Consider the following 3,631-nt stretch of genomic DNA (forward strand, 5'->3'; position numbering starts at 1 on the left):
CAAATATACTGCAGGATTAAAAGTTGCCCAAAATTTAATTAATGGAATCATTGATGAATCACTTAAACTTGGGAAAAGTCCATTTATAGGCCAGAAAGAAGAACTTTTAAAAGATCGAATTCAAGAATACCGATATTTAGTTTTTAAAAATTATAAAATTATTTATTGGATTGACGGAGTCAACAATAAAATTCTCGTTTCGCACGTTTTTGACACAAGGCAAAATCCTATAAAAATTAATTTGCTTTAATTTTTTTTGATAATTTTCACTTAACTACTTTTTATAAACGTGCGGATTTTCTTTTATTCCTTTTTTGAAGAATTTTCTCAAAGTCATTCTAGCCCAAGTATCGAGCTGTAAAATAATATCTGAGACTTTATTTTCTGGTCTTCCTCGAAATGAAGTTACGTGAAAAGTATCTGACTCTAATAACGGATTTTTAGAAAAATAATAGTTAGAAACGCAACAACGAAATCCATCAAAAATTACTGGAGAAACCGAATGCAATGAACTGTCATGCGTTGCCATTACTGCTAATCTGTTAAATTTTGAATGAATAGTTATTTGCTTTTGCTTTAAACCATTTGGCCACAACTCTAGATTTCCACCGTATTCTTCGTTCCAATTTGGAGTTACGTAGTAAAGCAAATTTAAAACACGCCAATATTCGCGGTCTTTATCATGAGAATTATCTAAATGCGGATTCAAAAATTGATTTTTTCCCATCATCGAAATGCCGCCTGCGTATAGATTTTCGTCGGGAATTGCGTGTTCAATATTGCAAATTGACGCTACTAAATCTACAATTCTCTTATCTTGAAAAGCATAAATAATTTCTTCAAGCAACGGATTGTATAAATTCATTTGAGCCGCAATATACTTGTCTTCACGAATACTTTTCTTTAAAACCATTTGCGAAGCTGGAGGAAAAACTTCATGAATTTTTGAAGCAATTTCCATAGGAAGTAAATCATCTAAATAGAAAAAACCTATGGCATCTTTAGAATTTAAAAACTGATTTTTAAGTTCAACTTTATTGTTTTCAATTTTGGTATAAATTAAATCGGCTAACTCAAATCGGTTATAATTTTCCATTGTTTTGAATAAAAAATACTTACTTTGCAAATATAATAATAAAAGAATGTTGTCAATAGTAATTCCAACTTATAATTATTTCACGCTTCCATTAGTAAAGGAATTGCAGCAACAGGCAACTTCAGAAACGATAGATTTTGAAATTATTGTTTTGGATGATGCTTCGGATAATTTAGAAATCAGAATTCAAAATCAGGAGATAAATCAACTTGATAATTGTAGCTTCTTGATTAACGAGAAAAATTTAGGTCGTGGCCAAACGATTAACAAATTGGTTTCCCTGGCAAAATTCAATTTATTAGTACTTTTAGATTGCGATACCAAACCAAAAGACCATTCATTTATTAGAAACTACATACGATTTAAAGAAAGTTCGAATGCAAAAATAGCTTTTGGAGGAATCATTTATTCTGATGAAAAACCAGCTCCAAATGAAATGCTTCGCTGGGTTTATGGTAGAAAAAGAGAATCGGTTTCTGTAGAAAATCGGATAAAAAGTCCTTATAAATTGGCATTAACTTCGAATCTTTTGGTTGAAAAACAGGTTATGATTGAAAATCCGTTTCACAAAGAAATTACCGAATACGGATTTGAAGATATGGTTTTAATGTTAGATTTAAAGAAAAATAATATTGAAATTCAGCACATCGATAATCCGTTATATCATTTAAAATTAGATACTTCTATCGATTTCATAACTAAATTTCATAGTTCGTTAAAGAATCTAAAAAAATTATCTGATAAAGAAATTATCCATCACAATGATTCACAAATAACAAAAGTTTTTTATTGGATTAAAAGATTTAAATTAGTCGCATTGTTCAGCTTTGCATTTGATAAATCTAAAAAATTAATGGTGAAAAATCTTGTTTCAGCTTCACCATCAGTTCTCGTTTTTGATTTGTATCGATTGGGTTATTTTTGTAAAATAAATTTAAAATGAAACCTTACTTTTCAGTAATTATTCCGTTATATAACAAAGAAAATTTTGTTCTAAACACGATAAAAAGTGTTATGAATCAGACTTTTACTGATTATGAAATTATAATTATTGAAGATTGTTCTACCGATAAAAGTCTTGAAATTGTTTCAAAAATTAAAAATGATACAATTCGAATTATCAAACATGAAAAGAACAAAGGACTTTCGGCTTCGAGAACTACCGGAATTAAAAATGCGAATGCCAATTATTTAGCTTTTCTTGATGCCGATGATTTATGGAAAGAAGACTATTTACAAGAGTTATTTCAACTCACAAATGATTTTCCAGAAGCTAAATTATTTGCTACAAATTATGAAGAATTCTATTCTGATAACAAGATTTTAGTACCAGAAAACAATTCTAAAAACCTAAAAAACAATTCTTTAATTCGTGATTTTTTTGAAATTAGTTTGGCGCAACCATTGTATTGTCCGTCAAGTTTTTGTGTAGAAAAATCAGTATTTGAAACAATAGGTTATTATGACGAAACGATAACTTTTGGGGAAGATGTTGATTTTAATATTCGAGCCAATAGTGAATTCCTCCTCGCCTATTCTAAAAAACCATTGGTTCAGTATTTAATGTTGTCTGAAAATCAAATTACTCAGAGTAAACTTAGCGGAAAAATTATCACCAATTTTGATAAATTTGAAACAAAAAATCACAGTAAATCATTGAAGAAATTTCTTGATTTTCACAGATATATAATGGCAAAACATTATAAATTAGAAGGCAATATTGAAAATTTCAGGAAGATGAAAAATGGAATTTCTACTTCAAGTTTAAACAACAAACAACTTATTTTATTGTATTTACCTTCATCAGTTTTGAAATTTGCAAACCAAATTAAAGCGTTATTTTTATCGAAAGGAATCCGATTTACGACATACGATTAGCATCAATGTAAGCAATAAATTCTTCATAATTTCTGATGTAATCTTCTTCACTAAAAACGTCTGAAGCGATAACTAAACAGACCGAACCCGAGGAAAAATTCTCTAATTCTCTCCAAATATTTGTATTGATTAGCAAACCTTTATCAGGTTTATTTAGGGTAACTTTTTGTGTTTGACTTCCATCTTTTAAAACCACATCAAAACTACCTGAAAGCGGAATTAAAAACTCCAACTGTTCTTTGTGCGCATGTCCGCCACGTTTTGCCGAACTTGGAACATCAAATAAATAATAAACGCGTTTCACTTCAAACGGAAGCACATCGCCTTCAATTATGGCAATATTTCCTCTGTAATCTTCAATTTTAGGAACTTCAATTATTTGGATATTCATTTGTTTAGCGAATTAAAAAGTTGCAACCATTGATTTCCAATATTTTGAATCGAAAATTTCTCAACACTTGACTTTGCATTATTTTTACAATGTAAATATAGTTTTTTGTTAGAAATCAATTCGTTCATAGCAACAATCATTTTTTCTTTATTTTGATTTTCAACTAAAATCCCGTTTTCATTAGTAATGATAATTTCACTTGGACCCGATTGACAATCGAAAGAAATAACCGGAGTTTCACAAGCTAATGATTCTAATAAAACTGG

General features: G+C 29.2%; 6 protein-coding genes. 3 read left to right on the forward strand and 3 right to left on the reverse strand.

Features of this window, described 5'->3' with window-relative positions; all coding sequences use genetic code 11:
* On the forward strand, positions 1–250 hold a 250-nt coding region (locus DIU01_RS08870; protein ID WP_290833611.1), incomplete at its 5' end, for a type II toxin-antitoxin system RelE/ParE family toxin.
* Positions 251–274: 24 nt separating this feature from the next.
* Here the strand turns inward: DIU01_RS08870 and DIU01_RS08875 are convergent.
* Positions 275–1,096, reverse strand: coding sequence for a 2OG-Fe(II) oxygenase (locus DIU01_RS08875; RefSeq protein WP_290833613.1), 822 nt, complete (start codon positions 1,094–1,096; stop codon positions 275–277).
* 46 nt (positions 1,097–1,142) lie between these two features.
* Here DIU01_RS08875 and DIU01_RS08880 point away from each other — a divergent pair, with 46 nt between their 5' ends.
* On the forward strand, positions 1,143–2,039 hold the full coding sequence (locus DIU01_RS08880; protein ID WP_290833615.1) for a glycosyltransferase family 2 protein: 897 nt from the start codon (positions 1,143–1,145) through the stop codon (positions 2,037–2,039).
* Positions 2,036–2,974, forward strand: a complete 939-nt coding sequence (locus DIU01_RS08885) for a glycosyltransferase (RefSeq protein WP_290833617.1) — start codon at positions 2,036–2,038, stop codon at positions 2,972–2,974. The genes DIU01_RS08880 and DIU01_RS08885 overlap by 4 nt, the downstream gene beginning before the upstream one ends.
* On the opposite strand, the gene DIU01_RS08890 is transcribed toward DIU01_RS08885, so the two are convergent.
* Both DIU01_RS08890 and DIU01_RS08895 read right to left on the reverse strand, forming a co-directional pair.
* The gene (locus DIU01_RS08890; RefSeq protein ID WP_290833619.1) at positions 2,958–3,365 is read right to left on the reverse strand and encodes an FdtA/QdtA family cupin domain-containing protein; all 408 of its coding nucleotides are present in this window, start codon (positions 3,363–3,365) and stop codon (positions 2,958–2,960) included. The two genes, DIU01_RS08885 and DIU01_RS08890, sit on opposite strands and share 17 nt — an antisense overlap.
* A partial coding sequence (locus DIU01_RS08895) for a glycosyltransferase (RefSeq protein WP_290833621.1) occupies positions 3,362–3,631 on the reverse strand: 270 nt, incomplete at its 5' end. The genes DIU01_RS08890 and DIU01_RS08895, both read right to left, overlap by 4 nt.

The organism is Flavobacterium sp. (genome assembly GCF_003525665.1).
GTDB lineage: Bacteria > Bacteroidota > Bacteroidia > Flavobacteriales > Flavobacteriaceae > Flavobacterium.